At 68.1% G+C, this 23,816-nt stretch carries 24 protein-coding genes; 11 read left to right on the top strand and 13 right to left on the bottom strand.

The window, feature by feature from the left end; translation table 11 throughout:
• Positions 1 to 9 precede the first annotated feature (9 nt).
• Entirely contained in the window at positions 10 to 1,467 is a 1,458-nt protein-coding gene (locus ASE01_RS14840) for an aldehyde dehydrogenase (protein WP_056753510.1), read from the bottom strand.
• Between the two features lie 33 nt (positions 1,468 to 1,500).
• Entirely contained in the window at positions 1,501 to 2,604 is a 1,104-nt protein-coding gene (locus ASE01_RS14845; RefSeq protein ID WP_056753511.1) for an NAD(P)-dependent alcohol dehydrogenase, read from the bottom strand.
• 244 nt (positions 2,605 to 2,848) lie between these two features.
• Here ASE01_RS14845 and ASE01_RS14850 point away from each other — a divergent pair, with 244 nt between their 5' ends.
• Together ASE01_RS14850 and ASE01_RS14855 are read left to right on the top strand one after the other, a co-directional pair.
• The gene (locus ASE01_RS14850; RefSeq protein WP_056753512.1) at positions 2,849 to 3,862 is read left to right on the top strand and encodes an LLM class flavin-dependent oxidoreductase; all 1,014 of its coding nucleotides are present in this window, start codon (positions 2,849 to 2,851) and stop codon (positions 3,860 to 3,862) included.
• A gap of 76 nt (positions 3,863 to 3,938) precedes the next feature.
• A complete protein-coding gene (locus ASE01_RS14855; protein WP_056753515.1) occupies positions 3,939 to 4,334 on the top strand; it encodes a DUF2834 domain-containing protein in 396 nt (131 codons plus the stop codon).
• Between the two features lie 24 nt (positions 4,335 to 4,358).
• On the opposite strand, the gene ASE01_RS14860 is transcribed toward ASE01_RS14855, so the two are convergent.
• A complete protein-coding gene (locus tag ASE01_RS14860; RefSeq protein WP_056753524.1) occupies positions 4,359 to 4,820 on the bottom strand; it encodes a MaoC family dehydratase in 462 nt (153 codons plus the stop codon).
• 124 nt (positions 4,821 to 4,944) lie between these two features.
• On the opposite strand from ASE01_RS14860, the gene ASE01_RS14865 reads away from it, so the two are divergent.
• A complete protein-coding gene (locus ASE01_RS14865) occupies positions 4,945 to 5,466 on the top strand; it encodes a thioesterase family protein (RefSeq protein ID WP_056753526.1) in 522 nt (173 codons plus the stop codon).
• Between the two features lie 9 nt (positions 5,467 to 5,475).
• Here ASE01_RS14865 and ASE01_RS14870 read toward each other — a convergent pair whose 3' ends face one another.
• A complete protein-coding gene (locus tag ASE01_RS14870; RefSeq protein WP_082606074.1) occupies positions 5,476 to 6,192 on the bottom strand; it encodes a PaaI family thioesterase in 717 nt (238 codons plus the stop codon).
• Positions 6,193 to 6,371: 179 nt separating this feature from the next.
• On the opposite strand from ASE01_RS14870, the gene ASE01_RS14875 reads away from it, so the two are divergent.
• The 3 genes from ASE01_RS14875 to ASE01_RS14885 all read left to right on the top strand — a co-directional run bounded on the left by ASE01_RS14875 (position 6,372) and on the right by ASE01_RS14885 (position 9,311).
• A complete protein-coding gene (locus ASE01_RS14875) occupies positions 6,372 to 7,166 on the top strand; it encodes an enoyl-CoA hydratase-related protein (RefSeq protein ID WP_056753531.1) in 795 nt (264 codons plus the stop codon).
• 9 nt (positions 7,167 to 7,175) lie between these two features.
• The gene (locus ASE01_RS14880; RefSeq protein ID WP_056753533.1) at positions 7,176 to 8,312 is read left to right on the top strand and encodes an acyl-CoA dehydrogenase family protein; all 1,137 of its coding nucleotides are present in this window, start codon (positions 7,176 to 7,178) and stop codon (positions 8,310 to 8,312) included.
• A gap of 141 nt (positions 8,313 to 8,453) precedes the next feature.
• Complete coding sequence (locus ASE01_RS14885) at positions 8,454 to 9,311, top strand: alpha/beta fold hydrolase (RefSeq protein WP_056753535.1); 858 nt, start codon at positions 8,454 to 8,456, stop codon at positions 9,309 to 9,311.
• Positions 9,312 to 9,345: 34 nt separating this feature from the next.
• Here the strand turns inward: ASE01_RS14885 and ASE01_RS14890 are convergent, their stop codons facing one another.
• Positions 9,346 to 10,413 carry an NAD(P)H-dependent flavin oxidoreductase gene (locus ASE01_RS14890; RefSeq protein WP_056753537.1) on the bottom strand — a complete coding sequence of 356 codons (1,068 nt, stop codon included), beginning with the start codon at positions 10,411 to 10,413 and terminating at the stop codon, positions 9,346 to 9,348.
• A 103-nt stretch (positions 10,414 to 10,516) separates the two neighbouring features.
• Between ASE01_RS14890 and ASE01_RS14895 the strand changes: the two genes are divergently transcribed.
• From ASE01_RS14895 to ASE01_RS14905, 3 genes are read left to right on the top strand one after another with little or no spacing between them, the layout of a single operon-like run.
• Positions 10,517 to 11,680, top strand: a complete 1,164-nt coding sequence (locus ASE01_RS14895; protein WP_056753539.1) for a 2-hydroxyacyl-CoA dehydratase subunit D — start codon at positions 10,517 to 10,519, stop codon at positions 11,678 to 11,680.
• Positions 11,681 to 11,699: 19 nt separating this feature from the next.
• Complete coding sequence (locus ASE01_RS14900; RefSeq protein ID WP_200958859.1) at positions 11,700 to 13,049, top strand: 2-hydroxyacyl-CoA dehydratase subunit D; 1,350 nt, start codon at positions 11,700 to 11,702, stop codon at positions 13,047 to 13,049.
• A complete protein-coding gene (locus ASE01_RS14905; RefSeq protein WP_056753541.1) occupies positions 13,046 to 13,996 on the top strand; it encodes an acyl-CoA dehydratase activase in 951 nt (316 codons plus the stop codon). Before ASE01_RS14900 ends, ASE01_RS14905 begins: the two co-directional genes overlap by 4 nt.
• 47 nt (positions 13,997 to 14,043) lie before the next feature.
• Here the strand turns inward: ASE01_RS14905 and ASE01_RS14910 are convergent, their stop codons facing one another.
• Positions 14,044 to 15,699, bottom strand: coding sequence for an AMP-binding protein (locus ASE01_RS14910; RefSeq protein ID WP_056753543.1), 1,656 nt, complete (start codon positions 15,697 to 15,699; stop codon positions 14,044 to 14,046).
• Between the two features lie 134 nt (positions 15,700 to 15,833).
• Here ASE01_RS14910 and ASE01_RS14915 point away from each other — a divergent pair, with 134 nt between their 5' ends.
• Both ASE01_RS14915 and ASE01_RS14920 read left to right on the top strand, forming a co-directional pair.
• Positions 15,834 to 16,622 carry an SDR family NAD(P)-dependent oxidoreductase gene (locus tag ASE01_RS14915; protein ID WP_056753545.1) on the top strand — a complete coding sequence of 263 codons (789 nt, stop codon included), beginning with the start codon at positions 15,834 to 15,836 and terminating at the stop codon, positions 16,620 to 16,622.
• A complete protein-coding gene (locus tag ASE01_RS14920; RefSeq protein ID WP_056753550.1) occupies positions 16,619 to 17,410 on the top strand; it encodes a PaaI family thioesterase in 792 nt (263 codons plus the stop codon). The genes ASE01_RS14915 and ASE01_RS14920 overlap by 4 nt, the downstream gene beginning before the upstream one ends.
• A gap of 11 nt (positions 17,411 to 17,421) precedes the next feature.
• Here ASE01_RS14920 and ASE01_RS14925 read toward each other — a convergent pair whose 3' ends face one another.
• Genes ASE01_RS14925 through ASE01_RS14955 form a run of 7 tightly spaced genes read right to left on the bottom strand, consistent with a single transcriptional unit; the run spans position 17,422 to position 23,782 of the window.
• Complete coding sequence (locus ASE01_RS14925) at positions 17,422 to 18,279, bottom strand: PaaX family transcriptional regulator C-terminal domain-containing protein (RefSeq protein WP_056753551.1); 858 nt, start codon at positions 18,277 to 18,279, stop codon at positions 17,422 to 17,424.
• Between the two features lie 26 nt (positions 18,280 to 18,305).
• Positions 18,306 to 19,115: a FadR/GntR family transcriptional regulator gene (locus ASE01_RS14930; RefSeq protein ID WP_082606153.1), complete on the bottom strand. Its 810-nt coding sequence runs from the start codon at positions 19,113 to 19,115 to the stop codon at positions 18,306 to 18,308.
• Positions 19,116 to 19,148: 33 nt separating this feature from the next.
• Complete coding sequence (locus ASE01_RS14935; protein ID WP_056753558.1) at positions 19,149 to 20,369, bottom strand: ABC transporter substrate-binding protein; 1,221 nt, start codon at positions 20,367 to 20,369, stop codon at positions 19,149 to 19,151.
• A 45-nt stretch (positions 20,370 to 20,414) separates the two neighbouring features.
• Positions 20,415 to 21,113: an ABC transporter ATP-binding protein gene (locus ASE01_RS14940; protein WP_056753564.1), complete on the bottom strand. Its 699-nt coding sequence runs from the start codon at positions 21,111 to 21,113 to the stop codon at positions 20,415 to 20,417.
• Positions 21,110 to 21,808 carry an ABC transporter ATP-binding protein gene (locus tag ASE01_RS14945; protein ID WP_200958860.1) on the bottom strand — a complete coding sequence of 233 codons (699 nt, stop codon included), beginning with the start codon at positions 21,806 to 21,808 and terminating at the stop codon, positions 21,110 to 21,112. The genes ASE01_RS14940 and ASE01_RS14945 overlap by 4 nt, the downstream gene beginning before the upstream one ends.
• Positions 21,792 to 22,931 carry a branched-chain amino acid ABC transporter permease gene (locus ASE01_RS14950; protein ID WP_157537368.1) on the bottom strand — a complete coding sequence of 380 codons (1,140 nt, stop codon included), beginning with the start codon at positions 22,929 to 22,931 and terminating at the stop codon, positions 21,792 to 21,794. The genes ASE01_RS14945 and ASE01_RS14950 overlap by 17 nt, the downstream gene beginning before the upstream one ends.
• Positions 22,928 to 23,782 (bottom strand): branched-chain amino acid ABC transporter permease, encoded by an 855-nt coding sequence (locus ASE01_RS14955; protein WP_056753569.1) that lies wholly within the window; start codon positions 23,780 to 23,782, stop codon positions 22,928 to 22,930. The genes ASE01_RS14950 and ASE01_RS14955 overlap by 4 nt, the downstream gene beginning before the upstream one ends.
• Positions 23,783 to 23,816: the final 34 nt, after the last annotated feature.

A 23,816-nucleotide genomic window follows, 5' to 3' on the forward strand; every position in this document is an offset into this window, starting at 1 on the left:
CCTCGGACTTCAGTTCGCCGCTGCGGGCGGGAGGTAGATGGTCTGGAGGGTCTGGAACGCGACGAGGCCCTCGGGACCCAGCTCACGACCCATCCCGCTGGACTTGATGCCGCCGAACGGCGCGGTCGGGTCGTTGACGTAGTGGTTCACGCCGATCGTTCCGGTCCGCACCTTGCGGGCGAATGCCTCGCCACGTTCCATGTCGGCGGTCCAGACGGACCCACCGAGGCCGTAATCGGTGTCGTTGGCGATCTGCACGGCCTGCACCTCGTCGCTGTAGGGGATCACTGCGAGCACGGGCCCGAAGATCTCCTCCTGGGCGATGGTGTGGTTCGGGTCGACGTCGGCGAAGACGGTCGGCTGCACGAACCAGCCCTTGTCACGGTCAGCCGGACGGCCACCACCCGCTGCGAGACGTCCACCGTCGGCGGAACCCTTGGCGATGTAGGACTCGACCCGCTCCCGCTGGCGTGCGGAGACGAGGGGGCCGATCTGCGTGGTCCGCTCGAGCGGGTCCCCGATCACCAGGTTGGACGCGAGGCCCGCGATGGTGTCGACGACCTCGGAGTAGCGACTCTGCGGCGCCAGGATCCGGGTGCCCAGCCAGCAGATCTGACCGTTGTTGAGCAGGGTGGAGGCGAAGAAGCTCTCGATGTTGCCGAGCAGGTCGGCGTCGTCGAGGACGATCGCCGCGGACTTGCCGCCGAGCTCCAGGGTCACCGGCCGGAGCAAACGTCCACAGGTCTCGGCGATCGCGCGACCAGCGGCCGTGGAACCGGTGAAGCTGACCTTGTCGACGCCGCGGTGCTCAACCAGGTAGGCACCGAGCTCGCGGCCACCGGGGACGATGTTCAGCACACCCTCCGGCAGGCCAGCAGCAGCAGCAGCCTCCGCCATCAGGAACGCGTCGAGGACGGTCTCGGGGGCGGGCTTGAGGACGACGGTGCAGCCGGCAGCCAGTGCGGGCGCGATCTTGAGGAAGGTGATCCCCTGCGGCACGTTCCACGGGACGATCGCAGCGACCACGCCGATCGGCTGGCGGCGAATGACCGCCGTGCCACCGAGCATGCCGGGACGGCGCTCGTCGGCCTGGTCGACGACCAGCTGGCTGTAGTAACGGAGCAAGAGCGGCGGGAACGGGATCTCGAAGGCCTCGGCGACCACGATCGGCATGCCGTTCTGCTGGCTGACCCGCGACGCGGTCTCGGGGCCGCGCTTCTCGAGCTCGTCAGCGAATCGGAGCAGCACCTCCTGGCGCCGAGCCGGCTCCCAGTTGCCCCACGAGTCGGGTCCGTCGGAGGCCCGACGGGCGGCGTCGACGGCCGCGTCGATGTCGGCCTCGACACCCTCGGGCACCGAGCCGATCTTCTCTTCCGTCGTTGCCGAGCGGACGTCGATCCGTGCCGAACCGGCGGGCGTGCGCCAGTCTCCGGCCACGTAGAGCTTGTCGTATTCCATCGTGCTCATCTGTTCACCTCGTGAAGTCGTGGGGTCGGGGTTTCAGCCGTGGGTGAGGACGATCTTGATCGCCTCACCCCGGGCCTGGGCCGCGATGGCCTCGTTGAGTTCGCTGAACGGTCGCGTGCTGATCAGGCGGTCATACGGGAACTTGCCAGCGGCGTGCAGCGCGACGAGCTCGGGGATGAACTCATCCGGGTTGGAGTCGCCCTCGACGATCCCGATGACCTTCGCGCCCAGGACCTGCGCCGGAATCATGGGAACGGCCATGACGGCCTCGGGGTCGGCAGGCACACCGATCAGACCGACGGTGCCGCGGTAACCGAGCGAGGCGAAGGCCTCGCCGAGGACAGCGGCGTTCGCGGTGGTGTCCAGGACGTAGTCGACACCGGCAGGAATGATCGCGCGGACCTGCTCGGAGACGGGGCCGGCGGCCGGATCGATGGCGTGGGTGGCACCGAGCTCAAGTGCGAGCTCGCGCCGCGCAGCGACGGGCTCGACGACGATGATGGTGCCGACGTTGCGGGCCACGGCGGCGAGCGCCCCGGAGAGACCGACTGAACCGCCGCCCATCACGAGGAGGGCTTCGCCCGCCTGGGCGTCGAACGTGTTCATCACGGCACCGGCACCGGTCTGGATGCCGCAGCCGAGTGGACCGGCCAGGACCAGGTCCGCGTCGTCGGCCAGCTTCACGACGTTGCGCTGGTTGGCGATCGCGGCGGTCGCGAAGGAGGACTGGCCGAAGAAGTTCGCACCCAGCTGAACGCCGTCCTTCGACAGACCCGAGGTGCCGTCAGGGCGGACGCCACCGAAGTTGAGCGCCATGAAGCTCACGCAGTAGCCGGGCTCGGCCTTCTTGCACGAGGCGCACTCACCGCAGGAGTTGAAGGTCAGCGCGACCTTGTCGCCCACGGCGACCTTGGTGACGCCCTCGCCGATCGCCCGGACGGTGCCGGCGCCTTCGTGACCGACCACACCGGGCATCGGGAACGGCAGGTGACCGTGTTGCGCAGCCAGGTCGGTGTGGCACAGGCCCACAGCGGCGATGTCGACGAGCACTTCACCGGACTGCGGGTCACCGATCTCGATGTCCTCGATCGTGAAGTCGCCACCGACCTCGTTGACGACGGCTGCCTTGATCTGCATGGCGAATACCTTTCAGAGAGAACTCGGGGAGTGGCTCCGGGCGGCCACCGCCGCACCAGGAACGACTTCGAGTGTTCCCTCCGTCACATTCCCCGGGCATCCCCCTTCAGGCAGATCGCCATGTGCCGTTGGGCCCACGGCAGAGGCCCGCGACACAGCCGGAAAGCCTGCGAATGGTGAGAACTCCACCGACCGGAGCCAGCGCTCGTTGCCATCGCCCCGGCCCGGGGGCGACAGTGACGGGGTGACGACACGAGGCATCACCGTGCTGGCCGGAGGGCTGGCTGAGACGGTTGAGATCACCAAGGCGGCCGACAGAGCCGGATTCGACGGCGCATGGTCGGGCGAGTTCCTGAACCGATCGGCGGTGGTGTCGGTCGCAGCGATGGCTGCGGCAACGGAGAAGATCGGCGTCGGTACGGCGATCGCGTACGCCGTGGGCCGCTCGCCCCTGGTGCTCGCCAACGACGCGCGGTTCCTCGACGAGATGAGCGGAGGTCGGCTCACCCTCGGCCTCGGCACCGGGACCCGCGGGATGATGGTCGGCTGGCACGGCGTGACCGATCCCGACGGCCCCGCCAGCCGGATGGAGGAACTCATCCCGCTGCTGCGTCGGCTGTGGCGCCTCAACGAGGGTCCGGTCAAGCACGAAGGGCGCTTCTACACCTGTGACATCACCCCGACCGCGGACATCGAGGCGCCCCTGCGCGCCTCGATCCCGATCTACACCGCGGGCGTCAACGCCCGGATGATCGAGGTTGCCGGCCGGGTCTCCGACGGGCTCATCTGCCACCCGACCCTCACCGACAGGTACCTCGACGAGGTCGCTCGTCCGGCCATCGCGCAGGGTGCGGCGAAGACCGGGCGTCAGGTGAGTGACGTCCACCTCAAGGGCGTGATCATCACCTCGATCCACGACGACCCTGCGGTGGCGCGGCGTGAGGCTGCCGCCCAGCTCGCCTTCTACATCGCCCCCAAGGCCTACGGCCCGGTGATGGAGGCGTCAGGCTTCGGATCCGAGGCAGCGGCGATCCAGACGGCCTTCCGCGCCAAGGATCACGACGCCATGGTGGCTGCCGTGTCCGACCGGATGCTCGACGAGATGGCTGCGGCCGGAACCATCGACGAGGTGCGCGAGCGAGTCGCCCTGCTGGAGAAGCGCTACGACCACGCCGCGCTCTACTCCCCCAGCTTCACCATGGCGGCGGAGCGCGTCCGGGAGAACACCTTCGCCATCATCGAAGCCTTCCGCCGCTGACGGTGGACCGAAGGGTGGAGCGTTCCACCCCCACGGGCGGATACAGCGCGCGGGCGCACTCCGTAGCGTGCCGGGCATGACCACCAACCTCCGCCACGCGGCGTACATCATCGCCGGAATCGTCGCCCTGGTCCTGACGTGGCCGCACGCCTTCGACTGGATGGACGACGGCGGCAACATCCTCAATCCCGTGGACTTCTTCGGCGACGCGATCGATGCCGGCGGGACCGCAGCGTTCCTCTCGATCGACATGCTGATCGCCTGGGCGGTCTTCATGGTCTGGGTGGTGACGGACGCCGTCCGCATCGGCCTGGGTCAGAAGTGGGGCTGGTTCTTCGTCGTGCTGTCCTACATCGGCGTCTCGATGGCATTCCCGGTCTACCTCGTGACGCGCGAGCGCTTCCTGGACCGGCAGAAGGCGTTGGCCGGCGAGCACGCCTCGCCGGTCGGCGAGGCGGCCAACGCCCATTGAGGCCCGCCGCGCTCCAGGATGACGTCAGGCCCGGGCGTAGGTGAGGTAGATCGACTCGCCGACCATCGCCGGGCGTTCCTGGCCCTTGACCTCGATCCTGAGTGCCACGCGGTACTGGACGCCCCCGTCCTCACGGCGGACGCCTTCGGGGATCGACGCGCTGAGCCGGATCTCTGCGTCGACGGGAACAGGCGCGGTGAAACGCACCTTGTCCAGGCCGTAATTGGTCCCCCGACCGTGGTCGGTGATGACCATCAGCTTCTTCAGCAGGGACGGAACCAGCGAGAGCGTCAGGTAGCCGTGCGCGATCGTCCGGCCGAACGGGCCGTCTGCTGCGCGCTCGGGATCGACGTGGATCCACTGGTGGTCGTCCGTCGCCGTCGCGAAGGTGTCGATGCGCTCCTGCTCCAGCCGCTGCCAGGGGGAGGCCCCCAGGTCCAGGTCCTTGGTCTCGGCGAGCTCGGCAACAGTGATCTCCAGCGTCATGCCTCCACGGTGGGCCCAGTCGCCATCCAGGACAAAGTCGCCGCCAGCGGCCCGATGTCGCAGTCCACAGTCGCGGCGGCCGCGTCAGGAGCGAGCCGTCTGTCGGACGTCCTAGATTGCAGGCATGAGGCCCTTCACGCTGCCGTCGCACGACCAGGTCCTCGAGCTGCCCGCGCTCCTCGAAGGTGAGGTCACTCCTGATTTCATCGACGGGAACGGGCACATGAACATCCGTCACTACCTCGATGCCGGAGCGTCGGGCGCCGACCACCTGTGCCGCGGGATGGGGATCGACGACACCTACCGCGGTCAACGGCGGCTGGGAATTTTCACTGCTGAGCACCACATCCGCTACCTCGCCGAGATGCACGAGGGCAGGAAGTTCTCCGTCCACACCGCACTCGTCGCACGCTCCAACCGGGCCGCACACCTGCTGTCCCTCATCATCGACCGCGATGCCGAGGTGCTGTCCTGCACGGTCGAGATCCTGGTGGTCGGCGTCGGCATGGACACCCGTCGTCCGGCCGACTTCCCCGACGACATCGCCCGGCACATGGATGAGCTGGTGAACCAGTCGGACGGTCTCTCCTGGCCCCTGCCACTGTCGGGCGCCATGGGCATCCGAATCCGCTCCGATCGATCCTGATCGGCCCCGTCACTCCTGGGCGGTCACCGTCGCGACGGTGCACACCTTGCCGTCGACCGTGCCGATCACGTCGGTCACCCACAAGGTCCGACCCGCATGGCGAGTCTGGCTGCGGAACTCCACCTGAGCCGCCAGCGGAACACCGCGTGTGTGGACGATGTGCACCGAGGACGTGGGCAACGAGCAGCCCCTCTCCTCGCGCGACTGCACGGCCACCACTTCGGAGGCGGCCAGCGAGATCCCCCCATGGAGCATCCACCGCGGGTTCGCGAGATCCCGTCGTGTCTCCAGCACGTGGACGTCGCCCTCCGTGCGCAGACCGAGTGCCGCATCGAGTCGATCAGCGCCCGGTGCCCGATCGTGGCGGTCGGCCGGGGTGCTCTCCAACAGCTCCGGAGGCGTCGGGGCGAGACGACCCCGCTGGCGGCACTCGACGAGAAGGCGACCCGACGAGTCGTGCACCTGGCCGCGGGAGAACGACCCGGAAACGAGTGCCGCGGCCCGGGCGATCAGTTCCGCTCCCCGGCTCGGCAGCGGTGCGATCACGTCGATCCAGATCTCGGTGCTGATCGACCACGTCCCCTGCGGCAGGGAGCCCATGATCGCGTACCCCAGGGATTCGTCCACCAGGACGCCGAGCGATCCCACGGCGGTCCGGCCGTCGCGGCCGAGCGATCCAGCGCCGAGTGTCATCGAGCCGACGATGCCGTCCTGCTCCTGTCGCATCCCCCCGACTCCGAGCAACGAGGCTGGACCACTACCGACGAAGCGCAGCTGGTTCACGAGAGAAATCCGTCCTGCCGAGGGGTTGTGAACGATCGTTTACACGCCTATTGTTACAAATGGTCAGGCCAAAGCTGACCTGGACCCGCCGATGACGGCATTCGACGAGAAGGACCGCCTCCATGGACAACTTCACTGACATCACCTACGAGGTCGAGAACGGCCTCGCCTGGATCACCATCAACCGTCCGGAGCGGTTCAACGCGTTCCGTGCCCAGACCGTCGACGAGCTCGTGCTCGCCTTCAAGCGCGCCTGGGCGAGCAACGAGGTCGGCACGATCTGCCTGACCGGAGCCGGCGAGAAGGCGTTCTGCGCCGGCGGCGACCAGAAGCAGCGCATGGAGACCGGCGACTACGGCCCGTCGGTCAGTGGTCTGTTCGAGGTCGAGGCGCTTCACCGCGTGATGCGCGACGTCCCCAAGCCAGTGATCGCAGCCGTCAACGGCATGGCGATCGGCGGCGGCCACGTCCTCCACGTCCTCGCCGACCTCACGATCGCCGCCGACACCGCCAGCTTCGGCCAGAACGGGCCTCGCGTGGGCAGTTTCGACGCCGGCCTCGGTTCGGGCTATCTCGCCCGCGTCGTCGGTGAGAAGCGGGCCCGAGAGATCTGGTTCATGCTCCGTCGCCTCAGCGCCGAGGAGGCACTGGACTGGGGCCTGGTCAACAAGGTCGTCCCGGCCGCCGACCTCAAGAACGAGGTCCGCGCCTGGGCCGACAACATGAACTCCTTCTCGCCCACCGCACTCAAGGTGCTCAAGCAGTCCTTCAACCAGGACACCGAGCACTTCGTCGCACTGGGCCAGTCGGCGGTCACCACCCTGAAGCTCTTCGGCGAGACACCGGAGGCCAAGGAGGGCATCACCGCGTTCAACGAGAAGCGCAAGCCCGACTTCTCGCAGTACCGCGGGAACTGAGCGCACTCGATGAGGTTGGACAGCGACCGGCTCGAGTTCGCGGACCACGTCCACAACTTCTGCGAACGCGAGTGCGGCACCCTCGCCCAGCGCGATGCGCTCACCGACAACGAGACGAACGCGACCAGCTTCGAGCTGCTCGCCAAGATGGCGAAGCTCGGATGGCTCGGGGTCTCGCTGCCTGAGGAGTACGGCGGCGGGGGGGCCGGCTTCGTCGACGAATGTGTCTTCATCGAGGAGGCCCATCGTGGCCTGGCGCCCGGGTTGCTGGCCTACACCACCGGCCTGACCGCTGCTCAGACCTACCTCAAGTGGGGCAACGACGAGCAGAAGAAGACCATCGTCTCCAACCTCGCGGCCGGCCGGATCGAGGCCATCGCGCTGTCCGAGCCGGGCACGGGCTCGGACCTCGGCGCCGTCGCCTGCAAGGGAGTCCGCGACGGCGACCAGTACGTCATCAACGGCCAGAAGACGTGGATCTCGGTTGCTCACGTGGCCGAGCACATGCTGGTGCTGGTGCGCGAGGACTCCTCGGGTCCCAAGCACACCGGATTGACGCTGCTGATGGTCCCGTGCAACACCCCGGGCATCGAGATGCGCGAGGTCGTCACGATGGAGGCCCGCACCTGCAATGACGTCTTCTTCACTGACGCGCGGGTGCCGGCCTCTGCCGTGGTCGGTACCGCTGGCCAGGGCTGGGCCCAGCTGATGCGCGGACTGAGCGTCGAGCGAATGATCATCGCCGCCTTCAGCATCGGCGCCGCTCGCCGCTCCCTGGAGGACGCGATCGCCTACATGCGCGAGCGCGAGGCCTTCGGGACCTCGATCGCCAACTTCCAGGCGCTCAGGCACCGGGTGGCCGATCTGGCCACGGACATCGCCACCACACGTGCGTTCATCTACGACATCGCGCAGGCGATCGACGACGGCGAGGAGGACGAGCTCGCCTCGGCCTCCGCCATGGCCAAGATGCGCGCCACCGACGTCGCCAAGGCCGCAGCCCTCGAGGGCATGCAGCTGATGGGCGGCGCCGGCTACACGCGCGAGTACGGCATGGAGTTCCAGGTCCGCCGGGCACTCGCCCCGCCGATCTTCGGCGGCACCAACGAGATCCAGCGAGAGATCATCGCCAAGGGCCTCTTCTAGGCCGACAGGCCGAACCGTCCAGCGCCCCGGGAGACGACCTCTCCCGGGGCGCTGGTGGTTTCTCCAGCCGAACCGCGCCCGGCGGGCTGGCGGGAGTGGGGACGGGAACGGCAGCATGGCGGCACCGACCCAGGAGGAACCATGCCCGAGCACGCCACCTTCACCTCACCGTCCGACGGCACCGCCATCGCGACGTACGCCTGGGGAACCGACCTCGAGAACCCGCGGGCCATCGTCCAGATTGCGCACGGTCTCGCCGAACACGGCCAGCGCTACGACCGTCTGGCCCAGGCGCTCGTCGCCGCTGGATACCGGGTGGACGCAGTCGACCACCGCGGCCACGGCCAGTCGGCCGCCTCCACCGACGACCTCGGGCACTTCGACTTCACGGCCCTCGTCGCTGACGTCGCAGCCTTCGGCGCCTCGCTGAAGGAGAGCTCCGGCCTGCCGGTGTTCCTGCTCTCCCACTCGATGGGTTCCTTCGCCGCGCAGACCGTGATCCTCGACCACTCCGAGCAGTACGCCGGCGTCGTGCTGTCGGGTTCGACGGCACTCGACGTCCTCGGGGCCGAGCTCGCGAAGTCCGAGGGACCGGTCGGCCTGGAGGCCTTCAACGCGGGCTTCGAGCACCGGACCGGTTACGAATGGCTGTCGCGCGACGAGACCGAGGTCGACGAGTACGTCGCCGACCCGCTCTGCGGCTTCGACCTTCCTGACGACGTCGTTCCCCAGCTCTTCGCAGGAGCAGCGCGCCTGAGCGACCCCGAAGCCCTGTCCGGGGTGCCGAGCAACCTCCCGATCCTGGTCACCTCGGGCGATGCCGACCCGCTGTCTGGCGGCGGCCAGTTGGTGGAACTGCTGGGTCAGCGCTACCGCGATGCGGGCGCCGCCGACGTGACGGTCACGGTGTACCCCGAGGCCCGGCACGAGATCTTCAACGAGACGAACCGCGACGACATCACAGCAGATGTCATCGGGTGGTTGCAGCAGCGCAGCTGACGCCAGGTGATGCCGCCCGGAGCGGCGGCCGCGCTCAGGCTCTGGCCAGCGCCGGCTCGGCCACGGTGATCGACGAGACGAGGTTCCGGAGCACGTCGGCGGCCTCGTGAGCCATCCGCGGCACGAACTCCGCAACGTCGACCAGATCGTTGATGGCCGAGGCAACCTGCCCGGTCATGACGATGCTGTTGGCCGTGTCACCGGTCGTCTGGGCCCGCTGCATCGACTCGATCTTCCAACGCACCAGAGCGACCGGATCCATGGGCGCGTCGCCCGAGGTGTGGTCCAGCAGCGCCTCGGACGCGGCGTTGCGCAGTCCGCGGCACGGCCCGTAGACCCCGTCGAACGCGACGTCGTCGCCTTCCTTCGCATCCAGCAGGGCCTGGATGTAGGCCGGGTGCCAGTCGGAATTGGCGGTGCTGGTGATGAACCGTGTTCCCATCGCGACTCCGTCGGCACCCATCGCGAGCGCAGCCGCGAGACCGCGCCCGTCTCGCGCGCCACCGGTCAGCAGGACCGGTACGTCGACCGCCTCGGTCACGCTCGGCACGAGGACATAGGTGTGCACCTTGGCTGCTGGGGCATGGCCGCCCATCTCGAAGCCAGCGGCGAGGACGACATCGACGCCGGCTTCGGCCGCCTTGATCGCCTGGCGGGTGGTACCGACCTTGTGCTGGTGAATCATCCCGGCGTCCTTGATCATCGCGACGTACTCGCCAGGAAAGCCTGCGGAGGTTGTGATCACGGTGAGGCGACGAGCGATCTCACTGTCGCTGCGACGGGCCTCGAGCACCATTCGGATGTAGCTGTCGGTGAAGGGCAGGACCTTGCCCGCCGCGTCGACGCCGACCGGGATGTTGACGGCGAAGGGGCGTTCGGTGAGGGAGGCGCACTCCTCGATGTGCTCGCGGAAGGTCCGCGCACCACTCTCGATGTCCTCGGGCATTCCGGGCATCGACACGGTGCCGAGACCACCCGCATTCGACACCGCAGCGGCGAGCCGCGGGGTGCGGAACGGCCCCAGTCCTTCCTGAACGATCGGGTGCTGGACGCCCACCAGACGGGTCCAACGGTTGCTGATCGGCGCTGCGGTGTTGCTCATCGAGTTGCTCCTCGGGGGTTCACGGGCTCTGGATTAATGTTATACACTTCTGGTGACTGAATATCCAGATCCGTCACATAAGACCAATGGGGAACGAGGACAGATGAGCAGGGGAGCAGCAGCGCTTGAGGCACTGCGGGCGGTGGCCCGCGATCCACGCAGCCACATCGAGGCCTGGCGGTCGGCCCACCCGGAGGGCAAGGTGCTCGGGGTCCTGCCGATGAACTTCCCGCGCGAGCTCGCCCATGCCGCGGGTGTGATGGCCGTGATCGTGCCCGACGACCAGCAGCCTGTGACCGAGGGCCGCGCCTTCCTGCCGGAGTTCTACTGCGGCTACACCCGCAACCTCGCCGACCAAGCCGCGACGGGTCGTTTCGACCAGTACGACGGGCTGTTCGTGGCCGACCACTGCATCCAGCTCCTCGGCTCCGCCGACGTGGTTCGTGCGCTGGAGCCGGACCGTCGGGTCTTCCTCGGCCAGCTGATCAGTTCCCTCAGCGACTCGTGGGCCGGACAGAAGACTGCCCAGATGATGAGCCTGTTGCGCACCGAGGTGGAGTCCTTCGCCGGAACCACGATCGACGACGACGCGCTCCGCGCCAGCATCGCGTCCTTCAACCGTGACCGTGACCTGATGCGTCAGATCTTCGACGCCCGCGCGGGCGGAGACGTCTCGTACAGCCCGGTCGATCTCCAGGACATCGTCGCCTCGGCGCAGATCATGGACCCCGACGAGCACCACGCCTTGCTGAGCGACGTCGTCGCCGAGCGGCAGTTCCTTCCGCGTGACGAGCGGATCCGGGTCCACCTCTCCGGGCACCTGTGCCACGCGCCCCGCCGCGAGCTCCTCGAAGTGATCGAGGAGGTGGGAGCCGTGATCGTTGACGACGACCTGTGGACCGGACGACGCTACCTCCAGGCGGGCATGGACGAGTCGCTCGCCCCGATGGACGCGCTGGCGAAGTGGTACGCCGGCCGCAACACTGCTCTTCCCTGCCCGACCCGTGTCCAGCACGACGTCGACTGGGACGCCTGGCTCCTCGACGCCGTGAAGCGGAGCGACGCCGAGGCGGTCGTGCACCTCATGCCGAAGTTCTGCGAGCCGCACATGCTCTTCTACCCCGAGCTCCGCCGGGCCCTCGATGAGGCCGGTGTCCCCCAGCTGCTCATCGAGACCGAACACGAGGGCATCCCCCTCGAGTCCTTCCGCACCCGGCTCGAGGCGCTCATCGAACGCACCCACCGCAACCGTCCCGCCTACGCCTGACCATCGAGGAGTCCCACCGATGACCGCCACCTTGAACACGCCCACCACCACGACCGACCGCACGAACCGCCTGAAGTCCACCCGGCAGGGTGGACGGATGGTCGCGGACTACTGGGAAGACCTGTTCACCGCGCGCGAGCGCGGCAAGCAGATCGTCTGGTACAACGGCGGCGCCCTGAACCCGATCTTCCAGGCCGCCGGCCTGGCCTGGTGCCACGGAGAGGCCTTTGCCGCCCGGCTCGCCGCCCAGGGTCTCGAGGGTCCAGCCCAGCTCGCCGGCGCGGAACACGGCTACAACGCCGAGCTCTGCTCGTACTCCCGGACCCACCTGGGGTGCGCGGTCCTGACCGTGCAGGGCGATGAGGGCATCAACACCGGTGTCGTGGGTGCGCACGACCAGGCCGAGCTCGCTGCCCGACTGCCCGCTCCCGACTTCTTCGTCAACAACTACGCAGGCTGCAGCACCGGCCAGCAGTGGGACGAGATCTCCTACCGGGTCTTCGACAAGGAGGTGCCGATCTTCAACATCTCCCACCCGTTCCTCTGGGGCAACAAGCCCGACGCAGGCTACCTGACGGGCGAGGAGTGGGAATCGGCGTCCTACTACGTCCGCGACCAGCTGCTCGCACTGATCACCTGGCTCGAGGAGCGGACCGGCAATCCCTTCGACTGGGACATGCTGAGGGAGTCGATGACCTACATCAAGCGCGCGGCCGAGCTGCGTCGCGAGGGCCTCGAGCTGTGCAAGGCCAAGCCGGCGCCCGCGACCTTCTGGGACTGGATCTCCGCGATCGCTCCGATCAACTTCCTGCCGGGCAACCAGGAACTCGTCGACTACTTCGAGTCGGTCCGTGACGAGATCCAGGACCGCGTCGACAAGGGCATCTCCGGGGTCGAGAACGAGAAGTACCGCGTCTACTTCGACGGCATCATGAACTGGAACAAGCTCGGCTTCCTGTCCCGGAAGTTCGCCGAGCACGGCGTGGCAGTGCTCGCCGGCCGCTACATCACGAACGCGTTCTGGCAGGAGCCGCAGCTGATCGACACCGACGACCCGCTCCTCGGAATGGCACAGCACTACCTCCTGTGCCCGACCAACCACGGCACGAAGACGCTCGACTACCTCACCCTCCGCGACTGCGAGGAGTACGACGTCGACGGCATCGTCTTCCACTCCACCCGGACCTGCCGCGCCTTCACCGGGCCGCAGCGGCTGCTTGCCCGCTCGGCGCAGAACAATCTCGGCATCCCGTCGATCTTCTTCGAGGGGGACGTCGCGGATGCTTCCTTCTACAAGGAGGAGATCCTCGAGAGCCGACTGGCTGCGATGCTCGAGGGGATCGACGTCAAGCGAACCCAGGCGTCATGAACACGCCCGGCCCGTTCTACCTGGGCGTGGACCTCGGTTCGACCACGGCGAAGGCAGTCGTGATCGACGGCGAGGGCGCGATCGTCTCGTCGAGCACGATCGCGATGGGCGCCGTGTCGCGGGCCGGCATGCACAAGGCCGTCGACGCAGCACTGGACGGCGCCGGCATCACCAACGCGGACCTGTCCGGCACCGTGTCGACGGGCTACGGCCGCCGGCTGGTGCCGGGCGCGCAGCGGACCTTCACCGAGATCACCTGTCACGCCCGAGGCACGGTGGCGATGGTGCCGGGCGCCCGACTGGTGATCGACATCGGCGGGCAGGACTCTAAGGCGATCACCGTGGACGATGAGGGCCTGGTCCAGGAGTTCGCCATGAACGACCGGTGCGCGAGCGGCACGGGTCGGTTCTACGAGGTGCTCTCCCAGTCGATCGACGTACCCCTCGAGGAGCTCGGCGCCCTTGCCCTGCAGGGCAGCAACGACCTCGAGGTCTCGACAATGTGTGCGACCTTCGCCGAGACCGAGATCGTCTCCCTGCTGGCCCAGGACGCACCGATCGCCGACATTGCCTCCTCGGTGCATCGTGCCATCGCCTCGCGCACGCTGGCGCTGGTGGCACAGGTGGGTCGGCACACGCCGGTGGTGCTGACCGGGGGCGTGGCCCAGAACCCCGCCGCGGTGGAGTTCCTCGCCCGAGCGCTGCGGACCGAGATCCTCGTGCCCGAGCACCCGCAGATCAGCGGCGCCTACGGAGCCGCTCTCCTGGCCCGCGACGCCGATCACCGCGGGCGCCCTGTCGTGGACGACGTCGCAGGTGCCGACCAGCTCTTCCCTCGCCCGCGACCGAGCGAGCCGCACTCGTGCGGCTCCTGCGACGGCACCCTGACCGGAAGCGGAACCTCCAGCACGGTGGACCTCGGTCTACCGATCCGCCTCGGCGGCTGAGCTCTCCGGGCTCTCCGGGCTCTCCACAGACAACGGAGGGGATCGGATCAACCAGCTGGTTGATCCGATCCCCTCCGTTGATGTCCAGTCGCCTGCCGCACCTCGTCGAACACCAGGTCCCCGGCAACTGCGCGGTCCCGCAAGAGGAACTTCTGGATCTTGCCGGTCGGGGTCATCGGCAGGTCATCGACGAAGGACCAGTGCGTCGGTGTCTTGTGCGGGGCGATCTGATCGCGCACGAAGGCCGTGAGCTCGGCGACGCTCGGACGCTCGTGGCCGACGCGAAGACGAAGCACTGCACCGACCTGCTCGCCCCACCGCTCGTCGGGCACTCCGATCACCGCGGCAGTCTCAATCGCGGGGTGGTCGAGCAGCACAGCCTCGATCTCGGCCGGGTAGAGGTTCATGCCACCGCGCAGGATCATGTCCTTCACCCGACCAGTGACCCGCAGGAAGCCGCGTGGATCCATCGCTCCGATGTCGCCCATGTGCAGCCATCCATCGATGTCGATGGTCTCGGCGGACTCCTCCGGCATCTCGTAGTAGCCGCGCATGTTCTGGTAGCCGCGAACGCAGATCTCGCCCTGGACGCCGATCGGCACGGCAGCGCCCGTGACAGCGTCCGCGATCTTCACCTCCAGTTGCGGCAGGGGTTGCCCGACCGTGTCGGCCTGGTCCTCCGGCGAGTCCGTGACCCGGGTCTGGCTGATCACACCGTGTGTCTCGGTCTGGCCGAACAGGATGGTGAAGCCGCAATCGAGCGCACGGGTGGTGCGCCGGACAAGGGCGGCCGGTACGGCTGCGGCACCGCTGAGGATGGTCTTGACCGACGAGAGATCGCGCGTCTCCGCATCCGGATGGTCCAGCAGTGCGATCAGCATGGTGGGAACGACCAGCGTGTGGGTGCCGCGATACGTCTCGATCGCTTCGAGCAGGTGTGCCGGCTCGAAGGCAGGCAGGAGCACGAACGTTCCGCGCCTGGCCCAGGCACCGAAGGACGTCACCGCTCCGCCTCCGATGTGATACATCGGCATGGCGTTGACGTAGACGTCGCCGTCCTCGAAGGCCGCACGCTCGGCGACGAAGGTCGCCTCGTTCACCAGTCCCATGTGATGGAGCAGTGCGCCCTTGGGAAAGCCCGTCGTGCCCGACGTGTACTGGATCTGGATGATGTCCTCCGGCTCAGTCCCGGGCAGGTCCGCCGAGGCGTCCCCGCTGCCGAGGAATGCGTCCCAGTCGGAGAAGGAATGGATGTCCTGCAGCTCGGGCAGGTCGTCGCGGATGCTCTCTGCCATCGAGCGCATGTCGAAGCCTCGGTAGTCGTCCACGCAGAAGACGGCGGCCGCGCCTGACTGACGCAGGACGAAGGCCATCTCCCGGGTGCGGTACGCCGGGTTCAGCGCCACCAGGACCATGCCCGCCATCGCGACCCCCTGCTGGAGCACGACCCATTCCGCACTGTTGGGCGCCCACACCGCGACCCGCGATCCCGGCTCGTAGCGCAGCAGGAGCCCGCGAGCGACCCGCTCGGCATCCGCGACGAACTCTGCGTACGTCCACGTGCGTCGCCGGGACGGATCCGGGTCGCAGTCAACGAGGGCAGGACGGTCCGGCACCGTACGAGCCGCGTGCCGGAGGAGTTCACACACCGTCACGGCGCGTACGTCGCCCGGCTCTGCCGGCCAGTGGGAGGTCTCCAACATTGTTGCTCCTGTTGACTGGGGCTGCTTCGTCACCGTCGGAACGAGTGACCTGTGTCACGACACCGTAAAGGTGCGACTCTCTACAATCAAGGGAACTCAGTGACCATATCTGTAGAAATACACAGGAGGACCGAATGTCCCAGCCTCTCGTTCGAAACTACTCCGATTCAGCGGTCCTCGTGGCCGGTGGCACCTCGGGCGTCGGGCTCGCGACGGCGCTCGCCTTTGCCGACGCCGGCGTCCGCCGCATCGGCCTCTTGGGACGCAATGCGGAACGCGGCGCCGCCGCGCGAGAGCAGGTCCTCGCCCACTGCACCGAGGCGCAGGTGGAGTTCTTCGCCTGCGATGCCGGCGAGCTGACCCAGGTGGTCGACACCGTCGGCCGCGTCCACGACCTCCTCGGCGGTCTCGACGTGATGGTCAGCTCGGTGACCGCTGCGTATCGTCCCGAGTTGTTGCACCGCACCCCGCCGGAGGACCTCGCGGCCATCCTCGTCGCCCAGGCGGTTCCGCCCATGCTGCTCACCCGGATCGTCCTGCCCTACCTCCAGGAGCAGGGAGGCGGGAGCATCATCAACATCGCCTCGGACGCCGCCAAGGTGCCCACCCCCGGCGAGGCCGCACTCGGCGGCGCGATGGCCGCGATCGTCGTGTTCAGCCGCGTCGCGGCCCTCGAGGCGAAGCGCAACGGAGTCCGCGTCAACGTGCTGACCCCGTCCCTCATCTCCGGAACCACGACCGCGGCGAACGTCCTCAGTGACGGCTTCAGCAAGAAGTTGTTCGAGAAGGCCGCCAGCCAGGCTCACCTGGGCGTGGCCGAGCCGCACGATCTGGCCGCGATGGCCGTCTTCCTCGGCGGCCCCGCTGCTGCCAGGGTCACCGGTCAGACCATCAGCGTCAACGGCGGGATCTCGATCGCATGAGCGACTCGCCGCAAGGGACGACGACCGTCGTCGCGGTCGGACCGGAGGAGGCGTTCGGCGTCGGCGCAGTCACTCTCGGACCCGATGGCGTCAGCGGCACCATGACGATGGGTCCACCGTTCACGGGCCCCGACCGCCGACCCTCAGCGGGTGCGCTCGGTGTTCTCGTCGACGACGTCACCGGGTACGCCGTCATCGAGGGTTTGCTGGGAGCACGCTGGTCGGTGAGCACCGAGGTGTGGCTGGACCTGCTGGGTCCCGTCCCGGCCAGCGGCAGGCTGTCGGCACAGGCACGAGTCCGGCACGCCTCCGCGACCACTGCGTTCACCGAGGGCTGGGTGTACGACGACTCGGGCGCCTGTGTTGCCGTGTGCCGTCAACGCGGACGCGCGATGCCGGATGACCCCACGGAGTTGCGGCCCGCTGCGTTCCAGGTCCCGATGCGCCCGAGCAACGCCCTCGACCTGATCGGGCTGAAGGGTCTCGGCGACGACTCGACCAGTCTCGTCGTCCTCCCTCACTTGGAGAATCCGCGAGGGATGCTCCACGGGGGGGTGACGATGTGTGGAGCCGAGATGACTGCGGTCCGCAGCCGCATGGCAGCGGGCGTCGACCTCCCGACCAGTTCCATCCACACCGCCTACACGCGCGGCATCCCCGCTGGTTCGGAGGTCGTGTTCCGCGCTGAGACCCGGCATTCGGGCCGATCGTTCTGGATCAGCGAGGTCACCGGTCGCGTCGCAGACAGGGTCTGTTCGGTGACCACGGTGTCCGCCCAAGCCCTCTGACCCCACCTCGCTCAGGCCGAGGCGTCGACGATCTGCCAGAAGCGCGCGTGCGCCCGCTTGGCCCAGGCGTTCCTGCGCTCACGCAGCAGTGCCGCTCCTTCGCGGCCCACCCACTCCGGCAGCAGCGCTGTCGGCAGTTGCGGATCCCTGCGCATGAACCGCTGCTGGAGGTTGAGCAGGTCGAGGTAGGTCAGCATGACCTCGTCGGCATCCCGAGGCTCCGGCGCTTCGGACTCCTGGTCGAGCAGGCGACGGTACTGGTGCGCGAGCGCAGTGAGGTCCCAGGAACGTTCGACCAGCTGCGCATCCGTCATTCCGACGCCAGCGGTCGGTCCGGTCACCGCCACCGCGGTGTCCTCCAGCCCCAGGTCGGTCACGAGGCGACCCAACTCGGGTGCCCGTTCGTTGTGGGGACTGACCCACAGCCCGGGGGTCGGATTGCCCATTCCGAGCCAGTCCAGTCCGCCGTACAAACGTTTGCGCGTGGTTCGCTGCTGTTGAGGAACGCTGACGTAGAGCATCAGCCAGTTGCCGTCCCACTCGTCATCGGCCGCGAGGTAGGTGGCGGAGCGACGAACGCCTTCCTCGACCAGCTCGCGACCGTGCCCGGCCAGGCGCCAGCGCACCGCACGGCCGACGCGTTCACGGTCCAGCCAACCGGACGCGGCCGAACGTGCGAGGACCTGCCGCCCCGCGTGGTCCTCGACACCGAGACCACCGAGGACCCGCAGCAGCGCCGTCGTCCAGGCTCCCTCGGGGCGATCAGGCAGCATCTCCCCCGCCATCGTCAGCAGCAGCGAACGCGCACTCGGCGGGGGCAGCAGAGGTTCCGCACCTCGCTGGCTCGGCAGTACCAGTCCATCGGCCATGGAGACATGCAATCAGACGGTCCGGATCACGGCGCGACGGGACGTCGCTCAACGCCCGTCCAATCCAGCCCACCGAGGACGTCCTCGCTGAAGCCGTCGACGTAGGCCTGGACATGGCGAGCCATCCGTCGACGGGCAAGTTCTCGATCGCCCGCCCGGACAGCCGCCGTGATCGCCTCGTGGGCTCGGCAGGTGTCGAGCCGCACCTGACCGTCGACCGTGCCGACGAGACCCGTGGAGTCGTAGATCAGTCCTGCCAGTGCCTCCATCAGCCCCGACAAGAGTTCATTGCCGGACGCCCGGGCCACGGCCATGTGCCATCGGACATTGGCACGCAGGAACTCACTGACATCGCGCGCCTGCGCAAGGAGATGATTGCTGGTGTCCATCTCACGCAGCCCCGTATCGGTTCGCCGGACAGCAGCCAGGCCCGCACAAGGCGGCTCGACGGTCGCGCGCGTCTGCAGGAGTGCCGCCAACGACACGTTCTCCTGCCGCACCACCAGACGCACCGACGCGGCGAGGTGGTGACCGTCGGGGACCCTGACGAAGGCGCCGCCACCCCGTCCGGCCCGGATCTCCACGAAGCCTCGGATCTCCAGGATGCGCAGTGCCTCGCGGACCGAGGTCCGGCTGAGACCGGTCTGCAGGACCAGCGACCGCTCCGGGGGGAGCGTGGCCCCCACCCTGATGTCGCCCCGACTGATCCGCTCTGCCAGTTCCTCGGCAAGCACATCACTCGCCTTGGGGACGAGCAGGGGCCCCAAGGGCCCCGGCTGCGGGATTCCGCCGAGACGGTCGGGCGGAGGTGGCGCCGCACCAGCTTCGATGCTCATCCGGTCCACCCCCGCCCTTCCCGCGACTTCCGATCAGTCCAACCTGCAGGCGGGATTCGGCTCCGGGTTGTTCTCCGAAGCAGGGATGGTCGCCGTCGCGACCAGCGCCAGCTTGCCGTCCTCACCCTTCTTGACGGTGCCGACGTACGTCGGTGCTTCGATCTGGTGGTCCTCGGCCCGCATCGTGACCTCACCCTGGATCGAGTCGTAGGTCAGGCCCTCGAGCGCCTTGGCGACGTCGCCGGGCGAGATGCTGCCGGCCTCCTCGATACCGGCGAAGATCGTCTGCATGCCGAGGTAGCCGTTGCCGACGTTCTCGGCGGGGCCGTGGCCGTTCTTCTCGGTGTAGGCCTCGACGAACGCCTTCGTCTCCGCATTGTCGGCAGTGGGCATCCAGGAGTTGGTGCCCAGCGCACCCACCAGGCGGTCGTCGTTCAAGGCCTTGAGCGTGGCCGCCGACAGACCGGTGTTGACGAGCACGGTGTCGTACTTCTGCAGGACACCGAACTGCAGTCCCTGCTTGAGGAAGTTGACGGCATCGCCGCCGGCGAGCGACACGACCAGGCCGCCCTTGCCGCTCAGCTGGCTGAGGTAGCTGCCGAAGTCCGCCGTGCCCAGCGGGGAGAAGAGCTTGACCTTCAGCTCGCTGCCCTCCTCCTTGATCGTGTCCTCGACCCCGGTCGTGCTGGCCTGCCCGAAGGAGTAGTCAGCAGCGATGCTGTCCCACTGCGACTCGTCCTCCTCGGTGAGCCAGTAGGCGAGCGTGTTCACTCCCGCCGTGTCGTTGGCGGTCACCCGGAAGTAGCGCGACGTGCACGACTTGCCGGTGAGGTCGTCGCTCTGGCCCTGGGTGCCGATCATCAGGGCGTCCCAGGCTTCCAGCTTGGGCGTGACCGCAGCCATCTCCGGCGAGGAGACCAGCCCGATCACGAAGCGTGCGTTCTTCTCCTGGACCAGTCGCTGGGTCGCAGCGAGCGCACCCTCGGCGGTCCCGAGGTCGTCGGCGAACTCCAGCTCGATCTTGTGACCGTCGATGCCGCCGTTCGCGTTGGCCTCGTCGGCTGCGAACTGGATCCCCTCCCGCTGCTCGGCGCCATATTCCGCGTAGGGGCCGGACTGGGGCGTGACGACGGCGATCCGGATCGGGCCATCGGCGTCCTGCTCGCTGGTGCTCGCCGCTCCCCCCGAACAGGCCGCAGTGCTGAGCATCAGCCCGGTCAGTGCCGCACCGAGGCAGACTCGTGTGTTCTTCATGTGGTTCTCCAATCAGATTGGCCAGTTGGCCGGGCCAGCAGTGGGTCAGACCCCGACGAGATCGCGGAGCGTCTCGCTCGAGGTGTCTTCGATGCGGCCCTCAGCGACCGTCTCGCCCTTGAGCAGTACTGCGTACCGATCGGCGAGACGGGTGACGAGGTCCAGGCGCTGCTCGATGAGCAACATCGACGTTCCCGCCGACTTGAGATCGGCGAGGCAGTCCCCGAGAAGGTCGATGACCACGGGTGCGAGTCCTTCGGAGGGCTCGTCGAGGAGCAGCACACGCGGGTTGGACATCAGGGCGCGGCCGATGGCCAGCATTTGCTGCTGGCCACCACTCAGGTGCGTTCCTAGCGAGCGGCGGCGCTCCTTCAGGTCAGGAAAGATCCGGTAGACCGAGGCGAGATCCCAAGGCCCCTTGCGGTTCGGCGCCGTCCCGATCATCAGGTTCTCCTCGACCGTGAGCGAGGACAGGATCCAGCGGCCCTGGGGCACCAGCGCGGCTCCCAGACAGGCTGCCTCGTGAGGCGACTTCCCCCGCAGCGGCTTCCCGCCGACCGCGATGGTGCCGCCACGGAGGTGCGCGATGCCGAACATCGTGTTGAGACTCGTGGTCTTGCCGACCCCGTTGGGCCCCAACAGCGCGAACGACTCACCTTCGGCGACCTCGAAGGACAACCCGTCGAGGATGAGCGCGTCGTCGTAGTAGGCGCGCACCCCGTCGAAGCTCAGCACCGGGCTCATGCCGCACTCCTGCCGAGATAGGCCTCCATGACCTGCGGGTCACGACGGACCTGCTGGGGCTCCCCGTCCGCGATCACCGCGCCCTGGGCGAGCACTGTGAGCCGGTCACACACCCGGTAGACGACCTCCAGGTGGTGCTCGACCAGTACGACGGTCATGCCCCGCTCCCGCACCAGCGCGGCCAAGTGATCAGCGAGCGCGATGCTCTCCTCGCGGGAGAGACCGGCCGCCGGTTCGTCGAGGAGGACAAGAGCGGGCGCTCCGAGCAGGGCGAGTGCGATGTCGACCCGTCGCTGCTCGCCGTACCCGATCTCGGCGGGCGTGTGCGGCAGACATTGCTCCAGGGAGAGCGCGGCGACGACGGCATCGACGTCCTTCTCGCCCACGAGGTGTGCCGCGACGTCGAGCTGATCGGCGACGGTCAGCTCCGGGTAGACACTGATTCTCTGGAAGGACCGGGCGATGCCGATGTGGCGGCGGCGCGGTCCGGCCATCCGGGTGATGTCGAGCCCCCCGAAGTGGACTGTGCCGGCGGTGGGGCGCAGCCGACCGGAGATCAGGTCGATGCAGGTGCTCTTGCCGGCGCCGTTGGGGCCGATCAGGCCATGGATCGAACCCTTCTCCACCTCCAGGGAGACCTGGTTGACGGCCTTCACACTGCCGTAGGCGAAGGTCAGGTCATCGAGCTTCAGCACGACGTGCTCCTCGGGTCTGGTGGGTGGGGGTGGACGAGCCGGGAACACCCCGGCGGATGCGGATCCGGGAGGTGAGCGCCGCGAAACCTCGCTCGAGGATCTCGACGAAGCCGCCGGGTGCCACCAGGACCATCACGATGAGGACGACGCCCAGCACCGCTTGGTAGTGGTTGCCGCTTCCTGCGAGGTAGTTCTGGAGCAGGATGAAGAGCACAGCGCCCAGCGGCGGGCCGAGCACGCTGCGCACCCCACCGATGACCGCCACGATGAGGGCGAGCCCGGACGTCGACCAGAACAGGGCGTTGAGCGAGATGAAGCTGGTCGTGACGAGATTCAGTGATCCGGCGACGCTGGCGAGCACCCCGGAGACGGTGAAGGCGAGGACCCGGGGCCAGTAGGTGGCATAGCCGGAGAAACGCATTCGCTCCTCGTTGTCGCGGATCGATGCCAGTCGTCGGCCCCAGGTGCTGCGACTGAGGATCCACAGCACCGCCATCGAGATCATCAGCACGCCCCAGACCACTGGCCACGCCTCGACGGGGTTGCCGTACATCACCACGTCCTTGCCGAGGAGCGATCCCTCGAGCTGAACGTTCAGGCCGTCGGCCCCGCGGGTGATGGAGTGGAGTTGTCCCCCTGCGACCCAGACCAGCATGCCGATGGCGAGCGTGAGCATCGCGAAGGCGATGCCCGGAACCCGGATGGTGATCAGACCCACCACCAGTGCGGCCAGAGTTCCGCAGGCGATGCCGGTCAGCAGGGTCAGTCCGATGGGGAGGTCGGCGTGCTCGGCGACGTACGCCGTTCCGTAGCCGGCAATGCCGTAGAAGGCAGCGTGCCCGAAGCTGAGCTGGCCCGTCTGACGCAGCAGCCACCCAATGCTCAGGGCGAGCACGCCCATGACGATCGCCTGTTGGGCCAGCTGGAGTTGGTAGAGGCTGATCACCCACGGGGCGCCAAGTCCCGCGATGGCCAGGACGAGCCAACCCACGGCCTGCCACCGAGCCGATCGGCGGGCGTGCCGCAGCGTGCCGGCGACAGTGGGGCCAGGCGTGGGCAGATCATCGGCGGGCTGGGCTCCTGCCAGGTCGCCCGCCGTCATTTCGGTCGTGGAACTGGTCACAGCGCCGTCCTCCTTCCGGCGATGCCCTGCGGTCGCAGGAGCAGCACCACGAGCATGAGCAGGTAGGGCACGTACGCGGCGAGCGTGGGTGCCTGCACCGTCGCCAGCGCGTTGACGAGTCCGATGAGGAGCGCGGCGATCATCGGACCACCGATGCTCCCGAGCCCGCCGACCACCACGACGATGAAGGTGGTGATCAGGATTTCCGTACCCATGGCGGGCGACAGCGTGAGGTAGGGACCGGCGAGCACCCCGGCGAGGCCGGCCAAGCCGAAGCCCAGCGCCACGACGGTGGCACTGACCCGGTCCACGTTGACCCCCATGGCCCCAGCCGTCACGCGGTCGTCGCCTGAGGCCCGGACGAACAACCCTGTGCGTGAGAGCTTGAGCCAGGCCATGAGGCCGGCACAGACGAGCAGCCCGATGGCGATCACGAACAGTCGATAGGTCGGGTAGGTCGCAAACCCGAGATCGGTCGTTCCGGCCAGCACCGCCGGCGGATCGATCGTGCGGGCCTCGGTGCCCCACACCGTCTGCACGACGTCGGCCACCACGAAGGTGATGCCGAACGTCAGCAGGACCATGTCCAGCGGCGTGCGGCCCACCAGGAAGCGCAGGCCGTAGCGGTCGATCAGCAGCCCGGCGAGGGCCAGCAGGATCGGCACGGTGAGCAGGGCGATCCAGAACGATGTCCGGTCCGAGATCGAGAGGGCGACGTACGCCGCCAGCATGTAGATGGCGCCGTGCGCGAAGTTGACGACGCCGCGGAGCCCGAAGATCAACGCCAGTCCAGAGGACAGGACGAGAAGGAGGACGCCGAAGGCGAGGCCGTTCAGCACCTGGACGAACATGGGGCCTCCAGTGGAAGTACGGGATGAGTGGACA

It is taken from the genome of Nocardioides sp. Root190 (assembly GCF_001428565.1).
Taxonomy (GTDB): domain Bacteria; phylum Actinomycetota; class Actinomycetes; order Propionibacteriales; family Nocardioidaceae; genus Nocardioides.

Bases quoted from the DNA above. Each gene is read 5' to 3' on its own strand.
- ASE01_RS14915 (WP_056753545.1), top strand. From the start codon at position 15,834: ATGTCCCAGCCTCTCGTTCGAAACTACTCCGATTCAGCGGTCCTCGTG.
- ASE01_RS14895 (WP_056753539.1), top strand. From the start codon at position 10,517: ATGAGCAGGGGAGCAGCAGCGCTTGAGGCACTGCGGGCGGTGGCCCGC.
- ASE01_RS14840 (WP_056753510.1), bottom strand. From the start codon at position 1,467: ATGAGCACGATGGAATACGACAAGCTCTACGTGGCCGGAGACTGGCGC.
- ASE01_RS14940 (WP_056753564.1), bottom strand. From the start codon at position 21,113: ATGAGCCCGGTGCTGAGCTTCGACGGGGTGCGCGCCTACTACGACGAC.
- ASE01_RS14875 (WP_056753531.1), top strand. From the start codon at position 6,372: ATGGACAACTTCACTGACATCACCTACGAGGTCGAGAACGGCCTCGCC.
- ASE01_RS14905 (WP_056753541.1), top strand. From the start codon at position 13,046: ATGAACACGCCCGGCCCGTTCTACCTGGGCGTGGACCTCGGTTCGACC.
- ASE01_RS14920 (WP_056753550.1), top strand. From the start codon at position 16,619: ATGAGCGACTCGCCGCAAGGGACGACGACCGTCGTCGCGGTCGGACCG.
- ASE01_RS14925 (WP_056753551.1), bottom strand. From the start codon at position 18,279: ATGGCCGATGGACTGGTACTGCCGAGCCAGCGAGGTGCGGAACCTCTG.
- ASE01_RS14890 (WP_056753537.1), bottom strand. From the start codon at position 10,413: ATGAGCAACACCGCAGCGCCGATCAGCAACCGTTGGACCCGTCTGGTG.
- ASE01_RS14955 (WP_056753569.1), bottom strand. From the start codon at position 23,782: ATGTTCGTCCAGGTGCTGAACGGCCTCGCCTTCGGCGTCCTCCTTCTC.
- ASE01_RS14930 (WP_082606153.1), bottom strand. From the start codon at position 19,115: ATGAGCATCGAAGCTGGTGCGGCGCCACCTCCGCCCGACCGTCTCGGC.
- ASE01_RS14860 (WP_056753524.1), bottom strand. From the start codon at position 4,820: ATGACGCTGGAGATCACTGTTGCCGAGCTCGCCGAGACCAAGGACCTG.
- ASE01_RS14865 (WP_056753526.1), top strand. From the start codon at position 4,945: ATGAGGCCCTTCACGCTGCCGTCGCACGACCAGGTCCTCGAGCTGCCC.
- ASE01_RS14885 (WP_056753535.1), top strand. From the start codon at position 8,454: ATGCCCGAGCACGCCACCTTCACCTCACCGTCCGACGGCACCGCCATC.
- ASE01_RS14935 (WP_056753558.1), bottom strand. From the start codon at position 20,369: ATGAAGAACACACGAGTCTGCCTCGGTGCGGCACTGACCGGGCTGATG.
- ASE01_RS14870 (WP_082606074.1), bottom strand. From the start codon at position 6,192: ATGCGACAGGAGCAGGACGGCATCGTCGGCTCGATGACACTCGGCGCT.
- ASE01_RS14855 (WP_056753515.1), top strand. From the start codon at position 3,939: ATGACCACCAACCTCCGCCACGCGGCGTACATCATCGCCGGAATCGTC.
- ASE01_RS14900 (WP_200958859.1), top strand. From the start codon at position 11,700: ATGACCGCCACCTTGAACACGCCCACCACCACGACCGACCGCACGAAC.
- ASE01_RS14880 (WP_056753533.1), top strand. From the start codon at position 7,176: ATGAGGTTGGACAGCGACCGGCTCGAGTTCGCGGACCACGTCCACAAC.
- ASE01_RS14910 (WP_056753543.1), bottom strand. From the start codon at position 15,699: ATGTTGGAGACCTCCCACTGGCCGGCAGAGCCGGGCGACGTACGCGCC.
- ASE01_RS14845 (WP_056753511.1), bottom strand. From the start codon at position 2,604: ATGCAGATCAAGGCAGCCGTCGTCAACGAGGTCGGTGGCGACTTCACG.